The sequence below is a fragment of the Paraglaciecola mesophila genome (genome assembly GCF_009906955.1).
GTDB lineage: Bacteria > Pseudomonadota > Gammaproteobacteria > Enterobacterales > Alteromonadaceae > Paraglaciecola > Paraglaciecola mesophila_A.
Genome location: NZ_CP047656.1, coordinates 3,287,478 through 3,312,701, shown reverse-complemented (window position 1 = coordinate 3,312,701; position 25,224 = coordinate 3,287,478). Strand labels below are relative to the sequence as shown.

General features: G+C 45.0%; 22 protein-coding genes. 6 read left to right on the top strand and 16 right to left on the bottom strand.

Annotated elements, in window-relative coordinates; translation table 11 throughout:
• Positions 1-68: 68 nt before the first annotated feature.
• The 7 genes from FX988_RS14270 to FX988_RS14240 all read right to left on the bottom strand — a co-directional run bounded on the left by FX988_RS14270 (position 69) and on the right by FX988_RS14240 (position 7,940).
• Complete coding sequence (locus FX988_RS14270) at positions 69-587, bottom strand: PepSY domain-containing protein (RefSeq protein ID WP_160182185.1); 519 nt, start codon at positions 585-587, stop codon at positions 69-71.
• Positions 588-749: 162 nt separating this feature from the next.
• On the bottom strand, positions 750-1,925 hold the full coding sequence (locus FX988_RS14265; protein ID WP_160180814.1) for an exo-beta-N-acetylmuramidase NamZ domain-containing protein: 1,176 nt from the start codon (positions 1,923-1,925) through the stop codon (positions 750-752).
• Positions 1,922-2,845 carry an N-acetylmuramic acid 6-phosphate etherase gene (murQ, locus tag FX988_RS14260; RefSeq protein WP_160180812.1) on the bottom strand — a complete coding sequence of 308 codons (924 nt, stop codon included), beginning with the start codon at positions 2,843-2,845 and terminating at the stop codon, positions 1,922-1,924. Before murQ ends, FX988_RS14265 begins: the two co-directional genes overlap by 4 nt.
• A 17-nt stretch (positions 2,846-2,862) precedes the next feature.
• Positions 2,863-3,744: a BadF/BadG/BcrA/BcrD ATPase family protein gene (locus FX988_RS14255; RefSeq protein WP_160180810.1), complete on the bottom strand. Its 882-nt coding sequence runs from the start codon at positions 3,742-3,744 to the stop codon at positions 2,863-2,865.
• The gene (locus tag FX988_RS14250) at positions 3,741-5,321 is read right to left on the bottom strand and encodes a sodium:solute symporter (protein WP_160180808.1); all 1,581 of its coding nucleotides are present in this window, start codon (positions 5,319-5,321) and stop codon (positions 3,741-3,743) included. Before FX988_RS14250 ends, FX988_RS14255 begins: the two co-directional genes overlap by 4 nt.
• Before the next feature lie 6 nt (positions 5,322-5,327).
• Entirely contained in the window at positions 5,328-6,761 is a 1,434-nt protein-coding gene (locus FX988_RS14245) for an NlpC/P60 family protein (RefSeq protein ID WP_160180806.1), read from the bottom strand.
• Between the two features lie 12 nt (positions 6,762-6,773).
• Complete coding sequence (locus FX988_RS14240; protein WP_160180805.1) at positions 6,774-7,940, bottom strand: DUF819 domain-containing protein; 1,167 nt, start codon at positions 7,938-7,940, stop codon at positions 6,774-6,776.
• A 154-nt stretch (positions 7,941-8,094) separates the two neighbouring features.
• Here FX988_RS14240 and nagB-II point away from each other — a divergent pair, with 154 nt between their 5' ends.
• The 3 genes from nagB-II to FX988_RS14225 are packed head-to-tail and all read left to right on the top strand — an operon-like array spanning position 8,095 to position 11,564.
• The gene (nagB-II, locus tag FX988_RS14235) at positions 8,095-9,078 is read left to right on the top strand and encodes a glucosamine-6-phosphate deaminase NagB-II (protein WP_160180804.1); all 984 of its coding nucleotides are present in this window, start codon (positions 8,095-8,097) and stop codon (positions 9,076-9,078) included.
• Position 9,079: 1 nt separating this feature from the next.
• Positions 9,080-10,210, top strand: coding sequence for an N-acetylglucosamine-6-phosphate deacetylase (gene nagA / locus FX988_RS14230; RefSeq protein ID WP_160180803.1), 1,131 nt, complete (start codon positions 9,080-9,082; stop codon positions 10,208-10,210).
• A gap of 16 nt (positions 10,211-10,226) precedes the next feature.
• Positions 10,227-11,564, top strand: a complete 1,338-nt coding sequence (locus FX988_RS14225; protein ID WP_160180801.1) for a sugar MFS transporter — start codon at positions 10,227-10,229, stop codon at positions 11,562-11,564.
• Between the two features lie 39 nt (positions 11,565-11,603).
• On the opposite strand, the gene FX988_RS14220 is transcribed toward FX988_RS14225, so the two are convergent.
• Entirely contained in the window at positions 11,604-12,674 is a 1,071-nt protein-coding gene (locus tag FX988_RS14220; RefSeq protein WP_160180799.1) for a S66 peptidase family protein, read from the bottom strand.
• Between the two features lie 316 nt (positions 12,675-12,990).
• Here FX988_RS14220 and FX988_RS14215 point away from each other — a divergent pair, with 316 nt between their 5' ends.
• Both FX988_RS14215 and FX988_RS14210 read left to right on the top strand, forming a co-directional pair.
• Entirely contained in the window at positions 12,991-14,034 is a 1,044-nt protein-coding gene (locus FX988_RS14215; RefSeq protein ID WP_160180798.1) for a GGDEF domain-containing protein, read from the top strand.
• A complete protein-coding gene (locus tag FX988_RS14210) occupies positions 14,027-14,248 on the top strand; it encodes a histidine kinase (RefSeq protein ID WP_160180796.1) in 222 nt (73 codons plus the stop codon). The genes FX988_RS14215 and FX988_RS14210 overlap by 8 nt, the downstream gene beginning before the upstream one ends.
• A 44-nt stretch (positions 14,249-14,292) precedes the next feature.
• On the opposite strand, the gene FX988_RS14205 is transcribed toward FX988_RS14210, so the two are convergent.
• The 6 genes from FX988_RS14205 to FX988_RS14180 all read right to left on the bottom strand — a co-directional run bounded on the left by FX988_RS14205 (position 14,293) and on the right by FX988_RS14180 (position 22,467).
• Positions 14,293-15,897 (bottom strand): ABC-F family ATPase, encoded by a 1,605-nt coding sequence (locus FX988_RS14205; RefSeq protein ID WP_160180794.1) that lies wholly within the window; start codon positions 15,895-15,897, stop codon positions 14,293-14,295.
• A 208-nt stretch (positions 15,898-16,105) separates the two neighbouring features.
• Entirely contained in the window at positions 16,106-17,602 is a 1,497-nt protein-coding gene (locus FX988_RS14200) for a methyl-accepting chemotaxis protein (RefSeq protein ID WP_160180793.1), read from the bottom strand.
• A gap of 139 nt (positions 17,603-17,741) precedes the next feature.
• Positions 17,742-18,293, bottom strand: a complete 552-nt coding sequence (locus tag FX988_RS14195; RefSeq protein ID WP_160180791.1) for a DUF6436 domain-containing protein — start codon at positions 18,291-18,293, stop codon at positions 17,742-17,744.
• Between the two features lie 34 nt (positions 18,294-18,327).
• On the bottom strand, positions 18,328-19,824 hold the full coding sequence (locus tag FX988_RS14190; RefSeq protein ID WP_160180789.1) for a methyl-accepting chemotaxis protein: 1,497 nt from the start codon (positions 19,822-19,824) through the stop codon (positions 18,328-18,330).
• A 137-nt stretch (positions 19,825-19,961) separates the two neighbouring features.
• On the bottom strand, positions 19,962-21,047 hold the full coding sequence (locus tag FX988_RS14185) for a DUF2855 family protein (RefSeq protein WP_160180787.1): 1,086 nt from the start codon (positions 21,045-21,047) through the stop codon (positions 19,962-19,964).
• A gap of 1 nt (position 21,048) precedes the next feature.
• Positions 21,049-22,467 (bottom strand): NAD(P)-binding protein, encoded by a 1,419-nt coding sequence (locus tag FX988_RS14180; RefSeq protein WP_160180786.1) that lies wholly within the window; start codon positions 22,465-22,467, stop codon positions 21,049-21,051.
• 153 nt (positions 22,468-22,620) lie between these two features.
• Here FX988_RS14180 and FX988_RS14175 point away from each other — a divergent pair, with 153 nt between their 5' ends.
• On the top strand, positions 22,621-23,211 hold the full coding sequence (locus FX988_RS14175; RefSeq protein WP_160180784.1) for a TetR/AcrR family transcriptional regulator: 591 nt from the start codon (positions 22,621-22,623) through the stop codon (positions 23,209-23,211).
• Positions 23,212-23,264: 53 nt separating this feature from the next.
• Here FX988_RS14175 and FX988_RS14170 read toward each other — a convergent pair whose 3' ends face one another.
• Together FX988_RS14170 and rpmE are read right to left on the bottom strand one after the other, a co-directional pair.
• Positions 23,265-24,512, bottom strand: a complete 1,248-nt coding sequence (locus tag FX988_RS14170) for a malic enzyme-like NAD(P)-binding protein (protein ID WP_160180782.1) — start codon at positions 24,510-24,512, stop codon at positions 23,265-23,267.
• Between the two features lie 325 nt (positions 24,513-24,837).
• On the bottom strand, positions 24,838-25,053 hold the full coding sequence (gene rpmE / locus FX988_RS14165) for a 50S ribosomal protein L31 (RefSeq protein WP_011576878.1): 216 nt from the start codon (positions 25,051-25,053) through the stop codon (positions 24,838-24,840).
• Between the last annotated feature and the right edge of the window lie 171 nt (positions 25,054-25,224).

Sequence of the window (25,224 nt, the reverse complement as noted above, 5' to 3'; positions counted from 1 at the left end):
GCGAAAATGACAGAGGCCTCAATATGATATTGAGGCCTTTTTTATATTCAATTTTTGACGAGCTTGCCTTATGAGCCGAACATCACCACAACTAAGGCAAACAAAAAACCGGCACTCGCTACCTTCAAACCGTTTTTAAACAACTTCGCTTTGGGCATAAACATCAAAAAAGCGGAAATCACAAAAAACAGCAACACCACACCAAAAGTAATATTCAACACAAACAGTGGACTATTGGTCGTCGCTTTATGCAAGCTGACTAACTTTCTCAGTACCAAAGGATAATCTTGTTTCGTGACTACGGCCTTTCCTGTGTTTTTTTGATAAACCCCATAGTTAAACTGTATTTCAGTTTCGTTTTCGTCCTGAAATTTAAACCCTTTAAGATGAAGTTCTTTTTGCAACGCTTGAGGGCTTAGCTCGGTTCCCAGATCATGAACTGTGGTGTATTCATACTTTAATAAATCTGTGCTTCTGAAAATAAGCAAAATACCACTTGTGGCATATACCGCCATGATACCTGCGAGAAAAAAACCCAACCATCTGTGAAACTGCCGAAAGGTATTGTGAAACTTTGCCGATGCCATACTGCCCTCTGATGTTAAAATGATACGTGCGTCTAAAAAGCCGCAGCATTTAACCATAATCGGATAAATATGTCTGAAATCTTTACCAATACCAATTCCCTTAAATAACAGCATCAAATAGCGGCTACAAGAACATCAAGCCTGCTCGTAAATGCCCACAGATCAGGGGTATATGAGATAGGGCTGACGCTGTTTCTTAAATTTAGCTAGCCCGAGTTGCCAGCTTTGTTTAATTTGCGCTGAGCTTTGGCCCGCTTCAATGGCTCTGCGCAGCGTATCTGTACCGGCGAGTTTGTCCATAAAGTCAGGGCGAGTAAACAAGCTCGTGTCATGCTCCGCAAACTGTTGCTGCGCCTTCACAAGCCAAGTTAAATCAAGTCCGCTTATTGTGCTGTGACGCAAGTCAATCCCCAGTAATTGTTGACCCTCTAGCTTAGGGTGCAGGGCACTGCCTGGGCGAGATTCAGGGCTAAACGCAAACTTCCCTAATGGGATATCATCGAAGCCAATAACCTGAAACGGAAAATCTGTACCGCGCCCAACACTAATTGGTGTTGCCTCAAAAAAACACAGGCTGGGGTACAAATCAATGGCCTGATCATTGGGTAAATTCGGGCTTGGGGCCACTGGAAGTGAATAAGACATGTCGTGGGTATAATTGGCCACAGGAACGGTCACCAAATCTAATGATTGCGCTTGATTTATCCAGCCCTCCCCTTTGATCATCTGCGCCAACTCGGCCACTGTCATGCCGTGTAAAACGGGGATGGGATGCATACCGACAAATGAGCGAAACTCAGGCTCAAGTATTGGCCCATCAACGAAGCGCCCGTTGGGGTTTGGCCGATCGAGCACCATAAACTGAATACCCGCTTCTGCTGCAGCTTCCATCATATAATGCATCGAGCTTATGTAGGTGTAAAAACGCACACCCACGTCTTGAATGTCAAACACGACAACATCAAGTTGCTGCAGCATTTCCTTGGGTGGCTTTTTGAATTTGCCGTAAATAGACGTAATAGGAATACCCGTTGTGGCATCTATTTCGCTGTTTACATGCGCTCCAGCATCGTGATCACCACGAAAACCATGCTCTGGCGCAAATATACGCGCAACGTTAATTGACTGCTCCAGCAGGTAATCCGCTAAATGGGAATTCCCCACGTTAGAGGTTTGGTTCACCACTAAGCCAACGCGTTTTCCTTGCAGTTTTGACAGGTATGCTTCAGGGCGTTCAGCAGCCACTTTTAACGCCTTAGTATCGTCCGCTTCAATGTTAAGGCTTGCAGCGCAGGCGCCTATTAACAAAATAAAGAAGACGAGCAGTGCGATCCTCATCTGGGCTCCTGTGATACAGCATTACGTAAAAAGCCCTTTTCCTTGCTCAAGGTTTCTCTGGCTTGTTGCGCATTGACGTGCGTAAGGAGCATCAAAATAGCGACTTTTACTTCGTTATTCGCTTGTTCGAGGGCGTTGTAAGCCAGTTGTTCGTCGCAGTCAGTAGCTTGCATCACAATACGCACCGCTCTTGCGTGTAGCTTTTGATTACTTGCTTTTACGTCGACCATTAAGTTTTGGTACGTCTTACCAATGCGGATCATGCTCGCAGTACTAAGCATGTTTAAAATTAATTTTTGTGCAGTCCCCGACTTTAAACGAGTGGATCCAGTCAGTACTTCAGGGCCAACTTGGGCGCAAATGTCGATGTCTGCAATTTGCCCGATCACTGAGTTAGGGTTACAGCTAAGTGCGATAGTTTGCCCTTTGCATTGCTTTGCGTACTCTAGCCCAGCTGCCACATAAGGGGTGCGCCCGCTCGCCGCAATACCTACCAACACATCTTTTTGATTAAAATTCAGCGCTTTTAAATCAGCAATCCCTTTTTCGCGGTCATCCTCAGCTCCTTCAACTGCGTGGATCACCGCATTTTCGCCTCCGGCAATTAAGCCAATGACCATTCCTTCAGGCACACTAAAGGTAGGCATGCACTCTACGGCATCAAGTATGCCCAAGCGCCCGCTTGTTCCAGCTCCCATGTAGATTAACCTACCGCCTTGATTAAAACTCGACACAATCGCATCGACCCCTAAGGCAATGTCGCTTAATGCATCATTCACTGCGCCGGCAACCTTATGATCTTCTTGATTAATTTTTTCTAAAATCGCTAAAGTGGGCAAAGTGTCTATGTCGAGCGTATCTGTGTTGCGCCCTTCAGAAGCGATGCTGTTTAATTCACTGAGCAAATTTAATTGGGTCATAAAATCAATATTTTCGGTTAGTTAGTGATGACTGGCGTGCATAATTGCTTAGCCAACAAACAAGCGCCATCAAGAGAATTTCCCTTAGAAGGCATGATTAAATTACGGTAAGTTTCGCTGAGCAACGCCTGACTTGGTTCAGCCAACCCCCCCAATAACACTAGAGGTAAGTTACTAGAGCCGCAGGTACGCTTTATTAACTTTTCGATCATGGTGACATGGGCGGTAAGGACTTCTAGCGCAACAACACACTCATCTTTTAAGCTGAATATGTGCGGGGCAAGTTTTGCAAAATCGGCAGGTTTAGCGAGCGCCAACCATTGCAATATTGAGTGGCGACTGTAACCAATTTGACTGGCAACGTATAAACTTAAAGTGCTTTTTGCCACGCCATTTAAGTCCATTTCTAGCAGTAGTTTTTGTACCGCTAAATAGCCAAGCTTAGCGCCGCCCCCTTCATCTCCTATACAAAACCCCCAGCCGCCTATCATCTTTTCTGTGCGATTTTCATCCATGCGCATACCGACCGACCCTGTACCTAAAGCAACAACAGCAACGGGTTGACCGGCATTAGCGCCATACAAAGATGTCTTGGCGTCAGAGACCACTTTTAGTTGTGCAAAATGTAAGGGTAAATCCCGCTGTAGCTTCGCTACCAAGGATTTATCTCCTGCGCCTGCCACACCAAAAACCGCAGACACCTGTTCACCATTACAGCCTGATTGGGCCAATAGTTGTTCGCAAGCATCTGTGATACTGCTCAAAGCTAATGAATAATCGTTACTTAAGGAAGTGGCTCCAGCGTTGACTTGCCATTGCATGGACGTGCGCAGGTTGACGAGTCGAGCGACCGTTTTAGTCCCTCCGCCATCTAACCCAAGTATGTATTGAATGCTCATGCTTTCTGTCCTTGAAATTGCACTTCGCTGCTGCCTTTAGCGGACAAACACACTAGGCTTGCCACTAACGTAGCGATACATAATTGCCACGTAAAACCGATGTGTACTATCCACTCTTGAGGCAAATACAGCGTCATAATGTAAGGTTGAAATAAAAGCGTAGTCATAAAGCCGCAAATTAGCGCTGCCAATACGCTCGTTGGGCTGCCACGCTTAGTGAAAATGGCGCTGAAATATACCCCTAATAAACCACTATAAGAAAATACCATCACGCCTAATGCAAATTGTAATAAAGGGGTGTCTGTGTATTGTTGCCAGTAAAAGCATAAGCACGCCATAGCACCTAGGGCCGTTGCCACCAACGCCATCGCCACACGCCCTGCACTGACAAAATGCATATCACTGTGACGCTTACCTTTCTTTTCTTGCCAAGGTGCGTAAATATCTTGAACCAATACCGACGCCATAGAATTCAATCCTGAATTAAGAGTCGACAGTGCTGCAGCAATAATGCCAACCGTGACCAAAGCTTTAACCCCAGACGGGATATGGTTCAGCACGTAATACATAAAAATAGTCACGGGTTCACCGTCAAACGTCGGTAATACCTCGCCTGCAGCGCCGCTTTGCATTAAGTCTGGGCGCTGATAATACACATACAAAAGCAGGCCAATAACAATAAAAAGCAGCATAATGGGGATGACCATGACGATGGAATACAGCATGGCCTTACTGCCTTCTTTGGCATTTTTACAGGTTAGTACCCTTTGTGTCATATCTTGATCAAGACCGAAGGCCGCTATATTGAGCAGCACAAAACCGGTAAATACCGACCAAATATTAAATACCCCTGCAGGGCTAAAATCCCAATCAAATTTGAATAGCGCTAACTTTGACGCTTCGCCTGCACCAGGCTGTGCGAGTACGGCCAACACGCTGGAAATATCACTGGGTATGGCGTCTAGCAAACAGTAGATAACAGCAACCGCTGCCCCAACGTAAACACCACATTGAATAACATCGCTGTAGATAACCGTTTTTATCCCGCCGTAGACTGTGTACAGCAAACCTGCAACGGTCAAAATACACGTGGCGGTGATCACATGTGCAGCTTCTATATCGGCAAATAAGATCATCGATACGGCTATAGCAGCCATGTATAAGCGTGCACCACTTGCGAATATTCGCCCACAAAGATACATCAAACCCGCTTGTTTCTTAGCACTGGAGCCAAAGCGGACTTCTAGCAATTCGTACACTGTGTACACATTGAATTTATAAAACTTGGGGATCAAAAAGGTAGCAACAAAGAATGCAGCCACAAACGCCCCTAGGTTCGTAGCCAGATAAGACAAATCACCACGATAGCCTTGATCTGGCCCGCCCAAAAAAGTCGCTGCTGACTGAGACGTCGCTAACACTGAGATTGCCACTGCCCACACAGGCATGGTATTTCCACCGCGAAAATAGTCTTGGCTGTTCGCTGAGCGGCGATTAAAAAACCACCCTGAGCCTACTAAAAGTAAGCCATAGGCCGCAAACACTACCCAATCTAAGCCAGAATACTGTGCACTCATTTTTGATTACCGTATGCGTTTAATGTTGTACAGACGATCCACATAGCTGTTTTTCTCTGACAATCTAAGGGGCATCAGCGGCGTAACAGACACGCCATTTAACGTGCCTTTATACAGTTTTTTGTTTTCATCGAAATAAGCTAGGCCTTTCACATCGTGAATAACAAAGGGTTGTCCGTTTTCATTACCAAGATAAAGCATAACGTGACCAGGGATATAGAGAAGGTCGCCCACTTCCATGGCCTCAATCGCTTTGCGCTTCTCATCCATTTTGGATTGCTTGTTAAAGCGAGTATCGATGCCAAAGTCTGTTCCTCCTTGGTCACCTGAATTACGTGGCATTAAGAGACCAAATGAACGATAGATCTCACCTACAAATCCGGTGCAATCACGGCCATTATAATCATGCCCCCACCCATAGCGTTCGCCCAAAAATTTGAACCCTTGGCGAATAACGTTAGCTTTGGTGTACGCCATATACCCTAAATGCACGTCTTGGCTGCGCCCGATAAGTGCTTTTTGTAACGTTAACTGGCCTTGTTCTGAGCGCGTAGGAAGCCAAACCACAAAATTAGCATAGGGGTTTTGTGCGTATAGCTCTGTGGGCACATCCTCTTTTTCCACCAATGGCAAACGCACGCTCATGTCCAATTGCTGCTGTGAAATTGCGGGCATGTCAGGCACATATTGAGTGAACACCTTAGCGCCGGTGACGACGAGGAAATCATCTTGGTTGGTAAATTCTGCCACTTGTTGTTTGCTGCCAAGGGCGAAATTTTCAACTCGTGTCCAGGCCAGGTAATTAAACCCTTGCACTAATGCCCACTTCTTATCTTTGCTGTAGGTAAGAACGGCTACTGCGTCGCCAGGGAACAAAGCGCTTTCTTGAAAGCGGTCAAGGTCTGCGTCCATTGCCGAATTAAGTACTCTGTCATCCGTTGGAAACGTGCGCAGTGCAGCGCGTTGTACAATCAAACCAAACTCAACTTTATGCCCTTTGGGCGCTGAATCAAACGCCATATTGTCTTGATAAAGCCCATAGTCTTTGGCGGTTAATTGGCGACCATCCACAAAGAAGCGGGCGCTTTTTGGCACCTTGCTAATGCTGTTGATCTTGCTTGTTAACTGCTTATCGCTAAGCACATTAGGGCTAGCAAGGGGATCGCTTACAAAACGATTATGTTCGATTAACGCTTTGTTGTGAGCGCTAATTTGCGCTTTGCTCATAATCACTTGGTTTGGGATGGGTAATTTTGCTAACCAGTGTTGAGGGTCTAATTGTGCTTGGGTTACGTTCATCACATCAGTTCCCCAATTTTCTTGATAAACAGTGGCTTTCTCTTGCTGGGCTTTGATCGTCCCTTGCTGGGCATAGGCAGATTGTGTCGCACTGCCCACAGTACAAAGCATTGCCAAGCCGATTGATAAAAAACGTTTCATACAGTTCTCCGTTTACACTGCGCTTAGCCATGCTAACGCGCGCCCGACTAATAAACCGCCGCCAGTGCCTATGATGTAACCCAGCATAGCCATTAGCACGCCCACGGGGATCAACGCACGAGAATACGCAGCAGCGAGTATTGGTGCTGAAGCCACACCACCAATGTTGGCTAATGAGGCGATTCCACAGGTGAATAAATCAAGTTTGAATACTTTTGCTACCACCAGCATCAACCCGCCGTGAATAGCCAAAATGAATAGACCGAGCAGGATATAGATAGGTGCTTGAGTCAACTCGTTAAAATTTGCTCGAGAGGCAATCAAGCCAATAATGAGATACAGCATGATAGAGGAAATCTCTTTACCGCCCCACATTTTACTGATGGGTGTTAGTGCACAGATGACCCCTAGCACCGTCACTAGCATCACGGTCCAAGCGGTTTTGGTAAAGAATTCTGTAACGGGCAAAGCCGCAGCAACGTATTGGCATAAAATGGACACCAACATCGCTCCTGACAACAAAACCAACATAGACGTCGTTTTATTGCCCGTATATTCTTGCTGTTTACTCGCCAAATTGGCACTGACTTCTTCTAACGCTTTGCCATCTGCTTTGGTCCAGTGGTTAAAACGGTTTGCTATAGGGACCAATGCCAGCAAGAACATGACCCACATGGCATAATCAATAGAGTCAATAAGTAAGGTATACCCCATACTTGAATCAGGCACATTCAATGCGGCCTGCACGGCGGCCATGTTACCTGTGCCGCCCATCCAACTGCCGCTCAATGCCGCCAACGTCTTCCACGCCTCTGGTGCTAAAAAGCTTTTAAATAATCCAAAACCGAGAATAAATGCACAGCCAATGCTGATGGCAGCAGCAAAAAATGCCAATAGCATTTTACCGCCTAAGCGTTTGATTTGACGAAGATCCGCATCCAGTAACATCAAAAAAATCATTGCGGGAAGAAGATTCCCTTTTAAAGATGAATACGCCTGATTGATCTCGGTCGTTTTGCTCCACAAACCTAAGGTAGACATCATCATCACTGTGAAATACAACAATACAATTGCCGGCAGGTAATGAAAGAGTCTCCAACGTGTTTTTTCTTCAACGAGGGCTAACGCCCCTGCAATGAAGAGCAAAACACTGATGTAGGGAAAAGCAGTCGTGATCATAAAAAATTGGATTAGTTTGCAGTAAGCAAACAGTACCCAGTTGAGGCCTACTTGTAAATAACTATTATAAAATATAGAAAAATAAAGAATAATTTATTATTCTAATTCAACTGTGCAAATTATCAACATAAGGGGTTCCCCATTGAGTAGCTTTATGGCGCAAGAAACTGCGCAAACACCATCCGTTATACGTCAGCAACTCATTCGCAACGCCAAAGTATGTGAAACTCTCGTTAGTCAGATAAAAGCGAAAAACCCAAGCTATGTGTTAATGATAGGCCGCGGTTCATCGGATCACGCAGGAGTTTACGCCAAGTATTTACTAGAAACAGAACTCGGTATACCTGTTATGGCCTCGGCCCCTTCGGTATTTGGCATCTATCACCAGACAGTTGATCATAAAAACGCGCTGGTCATTGCGATTTCTCAGTCTGGTCGTAGCCCAGATATTGTTAATCAAGTAAAGTCAGCCAAGGCCAGTGGTGCTCTGTGCGTGGCACTGGTCAATGATGAACAATCCCCCCTCGCCCAAGCGGCAGATTCAGTATTGCCCATGGGCGCTGGGTTAGAGCAGTCAGTTGCCGCTACCAAAAGTTACTTAGCCAGTTTGAGCGCTTTATTACAGTTGTGTGCGTATTGGAGTAACAACCAATCGTTACTCAATAGCCTACAGACGATGCCTGATGCGCTAGAAAGTGTACTAGCTGCCCCTGCTCAACTCACCCCAGCTACCCTGAAAAATACCCAACACTGCGTTATGCTAGGTCGTGGTTTTGGCTATGCTATTTGCCGTGAAATGGCGTTGAAACTAAAAGAAGTGTTAGCCATACATTGTGAAGCGTTCAGCAGCGCAGAATTTATGCACGGCCCCTCAGCAATGCTCGCAAATCAATTAGAGGTGATTGATGTTCAAGTTGAAGATGAATCAACTGACGTGCATAGTAGCCAGATACAGACCTTCGCCCAACAAGGGGGTCGAGTTGTATCTCTATCACACCCTAAGCTTTCGCTTCACCCTCGCTGCTTGCCATTATTAGTGGTACTGCGATTTTATGTGGACGTTGAGCGCATAGCGCTCGCTTATGGCCGAGATCCCGACCGTCCTCAGGGCCTTAAAAAAGTAACAGAGACCCATTAATATGCAGTTTAAATGTGAACGCTTACTCACTTCAAATGGCTGGTTAAATAACCAAACTATACACGTTGAACAAGGCATCATTCGCAGCATTAGCACCACAGCCTCACAGGACGCACATCTAGATTTCATCGCTGGATCTTTAGTCCCTGGCTTTATTGATGTGCAAGTGAACGGTGGAGGCGGTGTATTGTTCAATCAGGCTCCCAGTGTGGCGGGCTTAACTAAAATAAGCCAAGCCCACAGAAAGTTCGGCACCACCGGCTTGATGCCCACCCTTATCACTGATGAATTACCTGTTATGCAAAATGCGGCACAGGTCATGGCCGATGCTATCAGCCAAAGAGTAGAAGGGATCCTTGGTGTTCATTTTGAAGGGCCGCATTTAAGCAAGCCGAAAAAGGGCGTTCATGATGAATCTTTTATTCGCCCAATAAGCGATGAAGAGTTGGCGCTCTATTTACGTCAAGATTTAGGCAAGGTGATCGTGACTTTAGCGCCGGAGAATGTTAGCCCTGATGTCATCAAGCACCTAAGTCAAAGTGGGGTTAAGGTGTGTTTAGGTCACTCAAATGCCGATGCGGATACTGTGCTCAAGGCGATTGAAGCAGGTGCAGATGGTTTCACTCATTTATTTAATGCGATGTCTGCCATGCAATCACGCGCGCCGGGCATGGTAGGGGTAGCTCTCAATACCCCTCACACCTATGCCGGTTTAATTTTAGATCATTATCATATAGATCCGATTTGCAGTGAAATAGCGATGAAAATCAAAGGCAAAGAAAGATTGATGCTAGTCACTGATGCTATGGGTTTAATCGGTACAGACCAAGACAGTTTTATGTTTGGCAGCCAAAAAGTGACCCGAGTCGGGAACAAATTAACCACGGAAGACGGCACACTAGCGGGCTCTCATCTAGATATGCTCAGCGCCGTCAAAAACGCCGTAAATGACATTCAGCTACCACTAGAAGACGCAATAGCTATGGCCAGCACAACGCCTGCCCATTATCTAGGTTTACAAGACACCCACGGTGATATTGCACCCGGCAAACGAGCGGATTTTGTTGCCCTTGATGACGAGTTAAACATCACCGCGTTGTGCCAATCTGGGCAATTTATAACAAGAACATAATAAAAAGGGATACCCCATGACACACTCAACGTCAGGCGCGCGCTCGAGCATGATACCTATGTGTATTATTGCACTGCTGTTTTTTATCTTCGGTTTTGTTACTTGGCTAAATGGCGCGCTTATTCCATTTTTGCAGGTGGTGTGTCAGTTGTCTGAAACTCAAGCTCTGATGATTGCCTCTTGTTTTTATTTTGCGTATGTAGTGATGGCTCTACCCATGGCAATGATTTTAGAGCGGGTCGGTTATCAATCTTCCATGGTACTTGGCCTAAGTATCATCGCCCTTGGTTTACTTGGCTTTATTCCTGCTGCGTTGCTACAAGAGTTCTGGATATTCCTTGTGGCCCAGTTTGTAATTGGCAGTGGTTTAACGATTTTACAAACGGCCGCCAATCCATATGTGGTGAACGTGGGACCGACCCAAAGTGCCGCTGCGCGTATTGCCATAATGGGGTTACTCAACAAAGGGGCGGGAATCTTAGCCCCCTTGTTATTTACCGCATGGGTACTTGGGGGCTTTAGTGACATTAACCTTGCCGCAATTAATCAATTACCTGCAGAACAGCAACAAGTGCAAATCGAAAATCTGGCACATCAGTTGATTACACCGTACGTCGGCATGGCCATAGCATTGCTTGTCTTAGCTGGCGGCTTGTCTCGTATTTCTCTGCCAGATTTAGCCTTAATTGAGCCTGAGCGCACTGATAACCACACCCAAGACAAGCCAGCTTCGCAACAGGTTAAGCGCACCATTTGGCAGTTTCCGCAGCTGGTTCTTGGGGCAATTGCTTTATTCTTTTACGTAGGGGTTGAGGTGATCGCGGGTGACACTATTGGACTTTACGGTGCCAGTATTGGGGTAGCAAACGCCACTACGCTTACCTCATACACCATGGGTTTTATGGTATTAGGCTATTTGCTGGGTTTAGTATGTATTCCGCGTTTTATATCTCAGGAAAATGCCCTACGCGTGAGTGCGCTGGCAGGCTTAGCGATAACGACTTTGCTCTTGCTGTCATCAAATGAGTCTACTTTAATCGCCACCATAATATGGGGTTGGACGGGTATAACAACTGTGCCAGATAGTGTGGCACTCATTGCCCTGTTGGGCTTGGCAAATGCCATGGTATGGCCGACTTTATGGCCTCTGGCTCTGGCTGATTTAGGCCAATTTACCCCTAAAGGTTCTGCTATTTTGATCATGGGAATAGCGGGCGGCGCCTTAATGCCGATCATTTACGGAGAATTAGCTCGGGCTAGCAACAGCCAACAAGCTTATTGGATACTGCTACCAGGCTACTTCATTATTGCTTTTTATGCATTTTACGGCCACACACTGCGCAACTGGCGCTGAGTAAGTAGAACAACCTAAAGACGAAAAAAAGTCGCAGTATTAGAGCACTGCGGCTTCGTTTAGGGTTAACTTCTGTCCCGTGGCGTCTAGGGTAGCCATAGCGCCAACCGGAATGGTTGCCATATCGTCAATATGACCAATCATCACGCCGCTTAACACAGGCACATTTAAATCCCCCAAGCGGTCTTTAAGCACATGCTCTACGCTAAACGAAGGACCGCTACCCGGTTCACAATCAGTACACTTACCGAAAACGATACCCGCTACTTTATCCAGCCTGCCGGCTAATTTAAGGTGGGTAAGCATGCCATCAATCCGATACGGAGCTTCTTCTACATCTTCTAAAAACAAGATCTTGTCGGTGTAGTCCGGCTCATAAGGACTGCCCACCAGTTTAACCATAAGTGACAAATTGCCACCAATGAGCACCCCAGAAGCGCTACCTTTGGTGACCGTCGTTAAGCGATTTTCTTTTTCAGCTTGACCTTCTGCGGGTTCAAACGCTGGCGGTGTTGCCAACGCCATACTATCAACAGGATTAAACAGTACATTTTTGAATTCCCCCAAGGTGTACTCAGTGAAACTCTGTTTTGCAATAGGTCCATGGAACGTCATAACGCCACTGCGAGTATAAATCGCATTGAGTAGAGCAGTTACATCACTATAGCCAAGAAACACCTTAGGGTGCTGGCGAATTAAATCATAATCTAAGTAAGGCAATATACGCGGTGAGCCGTATCCCCCTCGTAAACAGAAAATGGCATCGACTTCATCATCAGCAAACATGCTATTCACATCGCTCGCTCTGTCTTTGTCGGTCCCAGCCAGATAGGCTGTGCGATCAAAAAGGTGGCTAGCCGTTTTCACTTTGAAACCAAACGAACGAATAATGTCTATGGCGAAGTAAATTTCTTGATCTTCCCAGGTATTGCTACTTGGCGCGATGAGGCCAATCGTTTGGCCGGCCCGTAAACGTTTAGGTTTACGAATTAGATTAGCGCCGATCCCTGTATCCGGCGCAGCTATCGCAGTCATAGGTACAACAGGTAACAAGGCACTGGCTAATGCAGACGAAATAAAGGTTTTCAATAACGTTCGACGGTCTAACATAATTTTTCTCGCTTTTTTATTTAACTTAGCAAATTAGCGGTGCTGCCAAAAGAAATAATTATTACAAAATTCAAGAAAAATAAGAATAATGTAGTTACCCATAATTACCGTTTCTACCTTTTGAAGTATGTAAAGACTACAATTTCCTTTCGCAAGAATGCACAAATTCTGCCGATTTAAACGTATTTGGTAACATTTATCCGTTTAAAAAACAAAAAATATCAATAAGTTATCCGTTATTGTCTAGGTTGGCACTTAAGCTGCTTATAGAACGATTTACTTACCAAATTATAAACTTAGAAACGGGGAAGCCACCATGAGCGTATCTGAACTACGCCCGAATCAGGAAATCGATGCCAGTGCAGTAGCGCTAACCTCTGGAACTTCGGTGGCCAACAGCGAGTTGCGTAAGCAAACCCTGATGGTGGTTGACGATTATCAAAGTAACTTACAGGCGATGAACGCCCTTTTCGAATATCAATATCAAGTGGTGTTGTTTGACAATGCTAAAGATGCTTTAACCCATGCTCAACAAGAGTCTGTGGATTTAATTTTATTAGATTTAGATATGCCAGATATGCACGGCTATGAAGCCTGTACTGAATTGAAATCAAACCCACTGACTGCACATATCCCGGTTATATTCGTAACCGCATCGGACAGCTCAGACGATGAGGCACATGGGCTATTACTCGGCGCGGTAGATTACATCACTAAGCCTGTTAATTTGACCATTTTGCGGGCCCGAGTACGTAATCATATGGAGCTGGTTTACTACCGTAAACAATTGGAAATTTTATCCAGTGTGGATGGGTTAACCGGCGTGGCAAATCGTCGCCAATTGGATACAGTTTTATTGCAACAATTCGCCTCGACCATTCGTTTCGGCCGCTGTATGACGTTGATGATGATCGATATTGATGATTTTAAACCCTACAATGATTTGTATGGGCATATGCAGGGAGACGACTGTTTAAAGCGCGTTGCGCATGCCATTCAATCTGTACGACGTCGTGAGTCCGACTTTGTGGGCCGTTACGGCGGAGAAGAATTTGCCATGGTGTTGCCAGATACGGACTTAGAGGGTGGCCTCGTCATGGCTCAAAAGCTATTGCAAACCGTACGCGCTTTAAATATTGAACATCAAGGGGCCACAGCCGCTGATAGGGTAACAATCAGTATTGGTTTAACCGTATACGAAGCGAAACAAGAATACCCTGAGCATATTTCGGTAGAAGAACTGATTAAACTCGCGGATAGGCAGCTATACGCAGCAAAACGAGACGGTAAAAATCGGGTGAATTATTATCAAGTGCCTAAACTTCCCACCCCCATCAAGGACGAACCCCAACATGAATGAAGATGAAGCAACAAAAATTCGAAAACATATTCACAATGTACGCAACCCACTGAACAGTATTGCGTTGCATGCTGAGTTAGGCAATATGCTGCTAGAAGGGCACGCCAGCAACAAAGAGCTACAAAACGCTTTTTCAGTCATTTTGCAACAATGCCGGCAGTGTGACGCTGAGCTTGGTAAAATTCGTAACTTGGTTGTTCCTGAGCGACCTTGAAAAAACATTAGATTTGTCTGCTCGTCTACGAATGCGAACAACAGCTAAGCTGCCACGCTCGCCTCTTTGCGACTTGCAAAATACTCATCGTAAGTACCTTGGAAGTTAATCACTTCTTGATCTTTTATTTCAATCACACGCGTGGCTAAAGACGATACAAACTCGCGATCGTGACTGACGAAAATCAGCGTTCCGTCAAACTTTTTAAGGGCGCTGTTTAACGCTTCGATAGCCTCCATGTCCATATGGTTAGTTGGCTCATCCATGATCAACACATTAATATCAGACATCATCAGTTTACCAAATAGCAAACGATTCTTTTCGCCACCAGAGCACACGTTCACTTTTTTGTTGAAGTCATCCGCACTGAATAACAGTCGTCCTAGCATGGCGCGAACGGCCAAGTCGTCGTGTTTAGGCGTTCGCCACTGTGACATCCAGTCGAACAAGGTGATATCCATAGCAAAATCTGCGGAGCTATCTTGTGGACAATAACCAATCACAGCGTTCTCTGACCATTTTATGGTGCCTTCGTTGAGTTCAAGCTCATTCACTAGGCAACGTAAGAAAGTGGTTTTGCCCACACCGTTTTCGCCGGTAATAGCTAAACGTGCGCCCGCTTCTAAAATCAATTCCCCCCCGCTGAACAAAGACTGCCCGTCAAAGCCGTGACCAAAGTTTTCTAAGATCAGTGCTTGGCGATGCAATTTACGATGCTGCTTTAGAGTAATCGATGGGGTGCGACGACTAGAAGATTTCACCTCGTCTAATTGAATTTTTTCAAGGCGTTTTGCCCGCGAGCTGGCTTGCTTAGCTTTTGAGGCATTAGCAGAAAAACGTGCCACAAAACCTTGCAAGTCTTCCATTTCAGCAGTTTTCTTGGCATTGCTGGTTAACAATTGTTCTTGAATTAAAGACGATGCTTCAATAAAGGCTTCATAATTCCCTGGATAGATACGTAACTCACCATAATCGATGTCAGCCATGTGCGTACACACCGAATTCAAGAAATGGCGATCGTGAGAAATGATAATCATGGTGCACTTACGTTGATTCAGTACATCTGCTAACCAAGAGATGGTGTAAATATCCAAGTTGTTGGTCGGCTCATCAAGCAGCAAAATATCAGGGTTTGAAAACAACGCTTGCGCCAATAACACACGTAGCTTCCAGCCTGGTGCCACTTGGCTCATTAAGCCATAGTGGTAATGCTCCGCAATACCGGCTTCTAGTAATATATCGCCAGCGCGCGCTTCGGCTGTGTATCCGTCCATTTCAGCAAAGTCGGTTTCAAGCTGCGCGACTAACATGCCGTCTTCTTCTGACATTTCGGCTTTAGCGTAAATTTCGTCGCGCTGTTGCTTCACTTTCCACAGCGCTGTGTCACCCATTATGACTGCGTCAACAACACTGTATTGCTCAAAAGCAAACTGGTTTTGACTCAAAATACCCAGTTTGTCGCCAGGCGTAATAGACACATTCCCCGACGAAGGTTGCAAATCACCACTTAGAATTTTCATAAAGGTCGATTTGCCGCAGCCGTTAGCCCCAATCAGGCCATAACGATTACCTTGACCAAATTTGGCCGAAATGTTTTCAAATAAAGGCTCAGCGCCAAATTGCATGGTGATGTTTGCGGTAGATATCAAAAGAAAATTCCTAGGAATGGTGTCAGTATGTCAAATAAAGAGGGAGTCAGACTAATGCCGTTCAGGCTTAGCGCGGCGCACTATAAAGAAACCCAGACAATATGTCGAGGTATGTTGCTTATTTTATCAACAAATAAAGCGCTTTGAAGCACTTAGCCCAAGGGGTGTTTTTTGATTTAGAGGCGCTTTTTCTGCGCCACACTAGTCGCTAAACAGAAAATTGCGACAACTGCACATTGAGCTCTTTGGTTTTTCCTGAGAGCAAGCTAGCTTCATGGTCCATTGCAGCTATCTTTGAAAGTTCATCATGATTGATCGATTTCAATCGTGTAGTCGCGTTTTGAATCGCATCGCTATTACGTATTTGTTGTGCACAAGAATCCGTCATCACGTTTACCGCTTGTGTAACCTGAAGAATATTGTGCTGGACTTTGCCCATAAGCTCTCCGGCTTTTTGCGTACCTGTATTTGCAGTTTCACTTAGTGCTAAGCAATCAGCCATGGAATCGCTGGATAATTTTGACGAGCTCAATAAGTTATCAATAATCAGGTTTACTTCTTCCGTACTCTTTTTGGTTCGAGATGCTAACGTTCTCACCTCATCGGCCACCACAGCAAAACCACGACCATGTTCTCCGGCTCTAGCCGCTTCAATTGCCGCGTTCAGTGCTAATAAGTTAGTTTGATCTGCTATCGACTTTATGGTCTCGAGCACGTGTGAAATACTCTGACAATTATCCGCAAGGGTATGCACGTTTTCGTTGGTTTCACCCAGTTTAACTCCTAAATTAATCACATCTTCTTTGGTTTTATCGACTGTTTTTTCTGCTTGTCGGGCATTATCTTGGGCCTGATTAGACTCATGTTGCACTCGGCTCGTATCTTCGTTCATAGTACGTGAAGACAGAGATAGTTGATTAGAAGCCGTTTCGATATCATCTACTTCTTTCATGCTACTTTGCTTAATACCATGTAGTTCGGTGCTATTTTGCTTAGTGATCGCGGTCGTATGATCAATTTGTTCTGCCGCACTACGCATATCAGTAATCAGGCTGTCGAATAGACTCAGTAAATTATTAAATGCCAGTACCGAGTCGGCGTTTAGTGTGTGATCCGCCCTCACTTTTAGGTCGATTGCCGCTCTGTCACCCATCATTTTTTCGATACTGCTGGTCAGCGTTGCTGCTGAAAGCGACTCCACTTGATTGCTTTTGGCCATTCGTGCAAGCATCAATGCCTGCACCAATGCATAAACCGCATGTACGATGATCAAATAAAACAGCAAGCCTCCGTCAGCCAGTACATATACGCCTATTCCTTCAGATTGCATAAAGAAGAATGTCAGGTGATGAACCACCACTACTGTTATCGCGGTGATATATAGGCGCCAGTTTCGATAATAAGCCAAGAAAGAAAGCAGTACAAAGATGCCGAAGTGCATCTCTAGTAGCCCATGCATTTGATGGATCTGCAGAGCAGTGAAAAGCATTAAACCAATGGCGACTACATGTTGAGTCAAGCGCGACTGAGGTTTGCAATTAATAAAGGTTAAGCATATCGCACTCGTGGAACCACCTATCAATATTGCCTCTAACCAAGTTTGATTAAAATTAGCTAAAGCTAAGCTAATAACAGTGAGCGCAATGAAGGTAAATTGCATATTTTTATTTGCACTAGTGATCCACGAATAATGAGGGGATGGCATGATTTGTCTCCAAAGTCTTGCGCTGTGAACAGCGTAAGCACCACAAGAAATAAAGGATAGTGAAGTAAGTTGTGTAAAGCGCTTTTTAAATAGTATGCGCTTGTTCGTTTTAACTGGCTATAGGCTATTAACGCATTTACTAGGCCGCATTTTTGTTCGCACAATAACAGCCATAACCTTCACTGACCACAGCGCTACCAACATGTTTATCGGCAAGAATATTGTCAAGAAATCGATCAACGATTGCAGTGTCTGCGGAGCAAAAATAACCAGATGAATAAGGGCCAAAATACCCTAACTGGCCTTGCTCGTCGAAGACCATAATCGCCGGTAGCGAGGGTAAAATAACCTCATCAGGAATGCCGCTAGGGGCAACATGAAGTGAGCGATAGCCCGAGTGGCCTAATGTATAATCAAGACGATCAACATGTATATCATTGGAAAAATTACAATGACATCCTGCTTGTTGAATGTGAATAACGGTTTTGCTTAAAGAGGGATATTGCTGCGCCATCATACTGGTGACACTAGAGGCAAAGTCAGCACTCATAGCGGCCAAAGCAAATTTTTGTTCAGGATCGAACTCCACCTGACGTTGTAAGCCTGAATATGCAAGCCCACCAATAACCACCATAACCCATATGATTAGCCCTGCACAAACCAATGCCTGCTTTAACGGTTTTGACAACATACGGGGTCAGTTATTTTCACCTGATGCAGGCAAATTATGAGCGAAAGCTCGAGAGCTGGCGATTTAACGCTTCGCTCATATCATTTAGCACCTGAGCATCTTGATTCATTGCTGCGATCGTATCGAGTTCAGTACTGTTGCTTTCTTTTAACGTCAGCGCAGCATGATGTATCACATCGCTGTTGCACGCTTGTTGTTCACAAGACTGACTCATCAAGGCCACTGAATCAGATACTTCTTGAATATTATGTTGAATTTCAGATATTAGCTCGCTCACTGAACCTGTATGGGCACTAGTGACTTGGCTTAGCTCAACACAGTTGGTCATTGAGCTACTTGATTCTTTTGAAGAGCTCACCAAATTAACAATGATTTCGTTGATTTCTTCAGTGCTGGATTTAGTACGTGAAGCAAGTGTACGCACTTCATCCGCGACAACAGCAAAACCGCGTCCGTGCTCTCCCGCTCGGGCCGCTTCAATAGCAGCATTTAAAGCCAGTAAGTTAGTTTGATCGGCGATTGACTGAATGGTTTCGAGTACTTTAGAAATATCCTGACAATCTGCGGCTAGCTTCTGGATCGTTGCACTGGTTTGTTCAAGTTTTTCGCCTAACTGGGTAACATCGTTGTGGGTTTGAGCCATTGTTTGCTGGGCATCTTCGGTATTCGCTCTGGCTTTATCAGAGGCTGATTTTACCTGCTCATTGTTATTATTCATCGCGTTGGTTGATTGCATCATCTCTTGGGACGACACCTCAATATGTGCCACTTCCTGAATGCTTTTCTCTTTGGCTTGGCGCAATGAAGTATTGTACTGGCTGTTCGAAGTCGAATTATGAACAATTTGCTGCGCGGCCAAACGCATATTGGTGATCAACCCATTAAATAAATCGAGTAAATTATTAAATGCCGGAACCGAAGTGGAGCCCATTTGTTCATTTGCGCGAATAGTCAAATCAATGGCTTTTTTATCTTGCATGATAGTTTCCACACTAGATACCAGCGATGCTGTAGCTAGCGATTCTTTTCGATTATCATTGGCCATCTTGCCTAACATGCTTGCTTGTAAGACCGCATACAGGGCATGCACGCCAATCAACCAAAATGCCAACCCCCCATCGAGTAACACGTAAACCGGTACACCATTTTTTTGCAAAAAGAAAAACGACACGTGATGAAGTACCACTACAATTATCGCCGAAATATACACATGCCAATTGCGGTAATAAGCCAGAAACGACAGCAGTACGAACACACCAAAGTGCATTTCAACTAAGCCATGCATTTGATGGATTTGCAGGGCACTGTAAAGCATTAAACCAACGGCTACTATGTGCTGAGTTAAGCGTGATTGCGGCTTAAGTCGGATCACTGTGATCCCAATAAGAGACGTAGACACACCCACAAAAATCGCTTCCCACCAGGTTTCATTTACCCCAGCGATGGCCAAACTGATAACGAGCAGCGCAACGAATGTCACCTGCATACCCTTATTTGCGCTATCTACCCATGGGCGGTCAATATTGTTCAATGCGCTTCTCCACTAGCAAAATATAGGTGCAAGACTAATACACGCCTCGTGCTTAACAATCACACAATAGACAAAAAATCGCGATCAAGCAGACACTTAACCGCGATACACTTATATTTGTTATCGGACCATTCGCCTTAAAGTTTAATAATTAACCCCTGATCTGGGGGAATTTTTCCTGCACAGACTTGCCCATAGACCTGGGATAACGCCTCTAAGCCGTTGAGCTCTTGTACCTCCAGCCAACTGCGACATTTCATTGCCGTTTGGGCCATAAATCCTGTTGTGCGTTGCTCAAATCCCTGCGGTCCCCAATCTTTCATGCGTTTTTGAATGTGCCCTGGCGCGAAGAAAAACTCACTTCTATCTGATTCAGTCGCACTGTCTGCGGAAAATTCATCCCAGTGTGTTAAGCCCACATTGATGCAATATGTAAGGTTATCACCTAGATGGGTGGCCAATTTAGTCAAAATATCAGCACTACCCGACATATCAACAATGACGGTTGGCTTGCTCGCGTCAATATCACTCATTTGGTTGTAGTTAACCACCTGATCGTATATGCCTACTTTTTGTACAAATGGCATATTACTACTCGAGGTGAGGCCTATGCTCTGAGGTGCAGAGTTATCAGCATGTAAGGCGTAACCTAAGCCTAAGCTTGTTTTACTGGATGCGCTGATAACCACCACTTGCGTTGCACCGAACCAATTGTTGTCTTGCAAGCGGTCCCATAAACAAAACGAAGTAATATGCAGAGGAAACAATAACATACGCTCTTTATCAAATTCAGGATTATAACCTTTTTCACCACTTAAACGACTGTAAGAGTTGTATCCAGGTGGTAACATGGCCCGGTGCGCCGAACCGTCAACCAAACGTTGAGGGGACACATTTTTAGGCGTCATCACCACTTGTTCAGCAGGCGGAAAGTAACCGAATAAGCGTTCACCCACTTCAATCCCGTTGGATTTAGAGTGAGTCACTTGAGCGAACCCCCACACAGGGATGATCCCCCACTGTTTGTCTTCATTCTCAGCGGGCGGAAAGAACTGCCAATAGCCTAATTTGTCACCCATCATGCCGTAGGTAATGTTGTTTGCAGTAAACGAAAAGCTTTCTACTTTAAGCAGAATTTGCCCTTCTTCAATGCCGTCAATATGTGGGGTTTCAACAACTCGATGTGAGGTTAAATGCTGCTGCTTGACCTGAAATTCGCTCATTTTATGCTCCTTGTGCAGCTTCAGCTGCCAAATACTGTTGTAGTTTCCCCATGGCTGGCATGGCGCTTTCACGTAAGCGCCCGAGAATCATCATTTTTTCCATGTCGGTTTTATCGACACCGCGCACCAATTGACTAAAACCATCGAGGCGGTTTTCTAGTAACCATTGCTTAAGATCATCATCTTGAGACCAAATATGCTGATTACGCATAAAGGCCGCAGTCAAACGCACCCAATCCATCACGCCATTGGGTAGTGGCACTACCCCACAGATATGATTTTTGCTTTTCTCATCTGGATACTTTTCGCTGGCTTCAATATGTGCAATAAACGCCGCACTGAACGCTGGTTGATATGAGCGCACGGTTTGAGGGGTAACAACATTGCCGCTGAATATGGGTTTTACCGCTAAGTTAGTAATGGCGCTTGCGGAACAATCGACATGAATATGCTCAGGGCTGGTTTTTATCTCACCTTGCTCTAACTGAATATTATCCTGTCCTACGTGGGTCACTCTGCCTTTACGTATCACATTCTTGATCTTTTTAAGCTCGGCTAGTTCCATCTGACTCACAGTGGCACCGTGGAACATTTGCGGCCACACATTTTCATCTAAGCGCAGAAATACACCGGCTTTTTCAAGTCGAGAAAACATATCGTCCACTGAAGTAGATTGTGCAATCGCTTCCATCTGCGCAGCTTGCGCGCCTATCGCATCATTGAAAAACTCGATTGTTGGTTGAGTATTTTTTCTATCTATCAACCACGCATCACGGGGTACTATCCACTGAATGTCGTCAGGGTTCACCTTGTTTTCAAGTAACCATAAACAAGCATCGATTCCGGTTTTGCCCCCACCTATGATAACGAATCCAGCCGGTTTCTTATCGATCTTCACCAAATCATTGATAGGCATAAACCGGGCGCTATCATCCACGGTGAAGCTTGGCTTATGAGTACTTGGCACTGACGTTTTTAAGTAAGTTGCATCAACTATTTTTTTATTAACGGTCACCTGATGCTCATCATCATTGATCACTGAAACGAATTTACCGTCACCTTTGTATTCACTCATCGGAAAATAACTCACGCGACCCGAGGGCAAAAATCGTTCTCGCATGACATTGTCAAAATATGCGCTGACCTCAGCACCGGTAGCGAGTTCATTCAAGCCTTTATTTAATCCACCTTTATCGATACAGCCTTTGCTCAACTCAGTTGAGCTAACGCCGTAAAACGCCGAAGGCTGATGCAAGGTCACGAAGGGATAGGCTACGTTCCAATGGCCGCCAGGCTTGTGATATTTGTCTACTATCATGATGTTGGCATCAGTTTCGCTTAGTAACACGTCAGCAAATGCCATACCGACGGCGCCAGCACCAACAATTAAATAATCTGTTTCATGGGTAAAAGTCGTCATTCTCGTTCCAGTCTCTCTCGGGTTAGTGTTTTGCACGCGAGATTCGACACGAGTGCAATGAATGTATGCTCCACGACTTTGCTAAATTATCGATTGAACATAACAGTGTTATATTAAAGAATAACACTGTTATGTATGTCAAGAGAATGTTAATTGAATATTGCTAAACGTAAAATACTCCAAGCGGCTTCAGAATTATTTTTAGAAGGAGGCATAGCGGCGCTAAGTGTGCGCTCGATCGCTAAAAAAGCAGGTGTCTCGACTATTGGCATATACAGCCACTTTCAAGGAAAAGAAGGTATTTTGGATGAGTTATACATCCAAGGGTTCGAGTTGGTTATGCAAGCGATGGATTTTGAACGCAAAGAGCTGACAGCGAAAGACATTGTGCTCAAAGGGGTTCGTGGCTACTTTGCCATGGCAGACGTCCATGAAGGCCATTATCGTTTAATCTTTGGTGAAAGTGACAGCCGTTACACCCCCTCTGAAGAAGCGAAAGCCGTGGCTGAAAAGGCCTTCGGTCAATTGTTAAACGTCACCGCTCTGTTATTACCAGAGAAGGCCAGTATGGCATTAAAGCAAAAAAATGCGTTAGAAATATGGGCGTTTGTGCATGGTTATGTCAGTTTAAAACACCATGCTGTGGCCAGCATTTTTGAAACACCGGACTGGTATACGATGGCCGAAGAAGCGGTGTCTGTTCATATCGACGCCATACTGGCTAAACCTGAAAATCAGGCATAAAAAAGCGCCAAGAGGTATTTCCCCATCAGCGCTTGATGCAGCGAGAGGGTCTACTATCCCTGCATATACCCAGCTGGTAACTCTTTTAACATAGCAACACCTGAATCTATCGCCGCTTGTGCGACTGCTGTTGCCACTCGTTGCAATAAGCGTGGGTCCATGGGCTTAGGAATAATATACTCACGGCCAAAGGTAAGGCTGGTTAAATTACTGGCTGCCAACACATCAGCGGATACTGGCTCTTTGGTTATAGCGCGGATAGCTTCAACTGCCGCAATTTTCATTTCGTCGTTTATTTCAGACGCGCGAACATCTAATGCTCCGCGGAATATAAAAGGAAAACACAGTACATTATTAACCTGATTCGGATAATCAGAACGTCCAGTTGCCATAATGACATCGTCACGTACCGAATGAGCAAGTTCAGGCTTAATTTCAGGATCAGGATTTGAGCAAGCAAAAATAACCGGATTAGGTGCCATTAATGCTAATGCTTCAGCAGGCAATACGTCTGGACCTGAGACCCCAACAAAGACATCTGCACCGTCTAAGGCATCTTCTAATGTGCGCTTGTCTGTATTATTGGCAAACAACTTCTTGTGATGGGTGAGGTTGTCACGTCTGGTGTGAATAACGCCCTTGGTATCAAGCATATAGATACGCTCACGCTTGGCGCCGCATTTAATCAGTAACTCCATACAGGCAATAGCCGCCGCCCCTGCTCCCATGCAGACGATAGTGACCTCAGCTAATTCCTTTCCTTGCACCTCAAGTGCATTAAGCATTCCTGCTGCAGTGACAATCGCTGTGCCGTGCTGGTCGTCGTGAAATACGGGTACGCTGCAACGTTTTATCAGTTCTTGTTCAATTTCAAAGCATTCTGGGGCTTTAATATCTTCTAAATTGATCCCACCGAAAGTATCAGCAATGTTCGCCACGGTATTAATGAAATCTTCTGTGGTGCTATGCTTTACTTCGATGTCAATAGAATCTAATCCTGCAAAACGCTTAAATAACAGGGCTTTACCTTCCATAACCGGCTTAGATGCCAGTGGGCCCAAATTGCCCAAGCCAAGAATAGCGGTGCCATTTGAAATCACAGCCACCATATTGCCTTTAGCGGTGTACTGGTATGCGGCATTTGGGTCTGCCGCAATTTCTCGAACGGGTTCAGCTACGCCTGGACTGTATGCTAGGGCTAAGTCAGTCACAGTTTCCGCAGGTTTTGTTAGCTGTATGGCTATTTTCCCCGGTACAGGCTTAGCATGGTAATCCAATGCTTGTTGACGAAAATCAGACATCTTAGTCTCGATCCTTAAAATGTAGGGTTGAATCGGAGTACGTTAACTTTCTTTCTGTTTTGTTCCATGTTTCGCATAAACGAAATCATGTGTCCGAACGGTTTGTTATATTTCTAATGAAAGCCAGTTAATCTGTAGCGTATCAGGTATGTATCGACATAGCTGATAAGTCTGACTACATCATAAATTAAGTAGAATAGCCAAGGCTAATAACCATGGTGAATTATGAATAATAATTGTCTCAAGCAGTGAGATAGAAACCCCCTTGCTAAATGACAGGCACAAAAAAAGGCGCAAAAGCGCCTTTTTTGTCACGTACTTACGCTTACTTCTTAGTGCTAAGTGCGCTGAAACGTTTGTTGAACTTGTCAACACGACCGCCAGTATCAACGTTACGTTGCTTACCAGTGTAGAAAGGATGACACGCTGAACATACGTCCAGGTTAAGATCTTTCTTCAAAGTTGAACGAACAACGATAACATTGCCACATGAACACGTTGCTTTCATGTCTTGGTAGTCTGGATGTATACCTGTTTTCATGGATTACCCCTAAGTAAGGCCGTATCGCTATCCAACCCGAAGTTGAACACCATACGAAAATTAAATTCGATTTATGCGATCAATGCGGCTTGCCGCAAAGAGCCGGGCATATTAATGTAACGCCTTGCCCTGATCAAGCTCTATTGGCGAATATATGGTCAAATAAGCAAA

Excerpts from the sequence above, each read along its gene's own strand:
- FX988_RS14220 (WP_160180799.1), bottom strand. The coding sequence starts at position 12,674 with ATGTTAGACCGTCGAACGTTATTGAAAACCTTTATTTCGTCTGCATTA.
- FX988_RS14200 (WP_160180793.1), bottom strand. The coding sequence starts at position 17,602 with ATGCCATCCCCTCATTATTCGTGGATCACTAGTGCAAATAAAAATATG.
- FX988_RS14240 (WP_160180805.1), bottom strand. The coding sequence starts at position 7,940 with ATGATCACGACTGCTTTTCCCTACATCAGTGTTTTGCTCTTCATTGCA.
- rpmE (WP_011576878.1), bottom strand. The coding sequence starts at position 25,053 with ATGAAAACAGGTATACATCCAGACTACCAAGACATGAAAGCAACGTGT.
- FX988_RS14250 (WP_160180808.1), bottom strand. The coding sequence starts at position 5,321 with ATGAGTGCACAGTATTCTGGCTTAGATTGGGTAGTGTTTGCGGCCTAT.
- FX988_RS14180 (WP_160180786.1), bottom strand. The coding sequence starts at position 22,467 with ATGACGACTTTTACCCATGAAACAGATTATTTAATTGTTGGTGCTGGC.
- FX988_RS14215 (WP_160180798.1), top strand. The coding sequence starts at position 12,991 with ATGAGCGTATCTGAACTACGCCCGAATCAGGAAATCGATGCCAGTGCA.
- FX988_RS14225 (WP_160180801.1), top strand. The coding sequence starts at position 10,227 with ATGACACACTCAACGTCAGGCGCGCGCTCGAGCATGATACCTATGTGT.
- murQ (WP_160180812.1), bottom strand. The coding sequence starts at position 2,845 with ATGACCCAATTAAATTTGCTCAGTGAATTAAACAGCATCGCTTCTGAA.
- FX988_RS14195 (WP_160180791.1), bottom strand. The coding sequence starts at position 18,293 with ATGTTGTCAAAACCGTTAAAGCAGGCATTGGTTTGTGCAGGGCTAATC.
- FX988_RS14185 (WP_160180787.1), bottom strand. The coding sequence starts at position 21,047 with ATGAGCGAATTTCAGGTCAAGCAGCAGCATTTAACCTCACATCGAGTT.
- nagA (WP_160180803.1), top strand. The coding sequence starts at position 9,080 with ATGCAGTTTAAATGTGAACGCTTACTCACTTCAAATGGCTGGTTAAAT.
- FX988_RS14245 (WP_160180806.1), bottom strand. The coding sequence starts at position 6,761 with ATGAAACGTTTTTTATCAATCGGCTTGGCAATGCTTTGTACTGTGGGC.
- nagB-II (WP_160180804.1), top strand. The coding sequence starts at position 8,095 with ATGGCGCAAGAAACTGCGCAAACACCATCCGTTATACGTCAGCAACTC.
- FX988_RS14210 (WP_160180796.1), top strand. The coding sequence starts at position 14,027 with ATGAATGAAGATGAAGCAACAAAAATTCGAAAACATATTCACAATGTA.
- FX988_RS14270 (WP_160182185.1), bottom strand. The coding sequence starts at position 587 with ATGGCATCGGCAAAGTTTCACAATACCTTTCGGCAGTTTCACAGATGG.
- FX988_RS14170 (WP_160180782.1), bottom strand. The coding sequence starts at position 24,512 with ATGTCTGATTTTCGTCAACAAGCATTGGATTACCATGCTAAGCCTGTA.
- FX988_RS14265 (WP_160180814.1), bottom strand. The coding sequence starts at position 1,925 with ATGAGGATCGCACTGCTCGTCTTCTTTATTTTGTTAATAGGCGCCTGC.
- FX988_RS14255 (WP_160180810.1), bottom strand. The coding sequence starts at position 3,744 with ATGAGCATTCAATACATACTTGGGTTAGATGGCGGAGGGACTAAAACG.